Consider the following 291-nt stretch of genomic DNA (forward strand, 5'->3'; position numbering starts at 1 on the left):
GCCGGCGCAGCTTGGCCATGAAGGTGTGCACCAGGTCGACGGCGATGCTGTCGGCACGGTCGTCGTGGTTCCCGTACGCGGGGTACTCGCCCTCGACCTCGTAGTCCGTGGCCAGTCCGGTGTCGTCCCGGATCACCTTCACCCGGGCGTACTTGACGGCCGACAGGCTGTCGGCTGCCACCGAGAGGCCGGCGATTCCACAGGCCATGGTGCGCTGCACGGGATGGCCGTGCAGCGCCATCTCCAGCCGCTCGTAGGCGTACTTGTCGTGCATGTAGTGGATGACGTTGA

General features: G+C 66.7%; 1 protein-coding gene. It reads right to left on the reverse strand.

Features of this window, described 5'->3' with window-relative positions; all coding sequences use genetic code 11:
- Window positions 1-291 (reverse strand): pyruvate formate lyase family protein (locus C6N31_RS42845; RefSeq protein ID WP_306665089.1); only part of this gene is annotated, 291 nt, incomplete at both ends.

The sequence above is a fragment of the Streptomyces fildesensis genome, assembly GCF_016107395.1.
Lineage (GTDB): Bacteria > Actinomycetota > Actinomycetes > Streptomycetales > Streptomycetaceae > Actinacidiphila > Actinacidiphila fildesensis.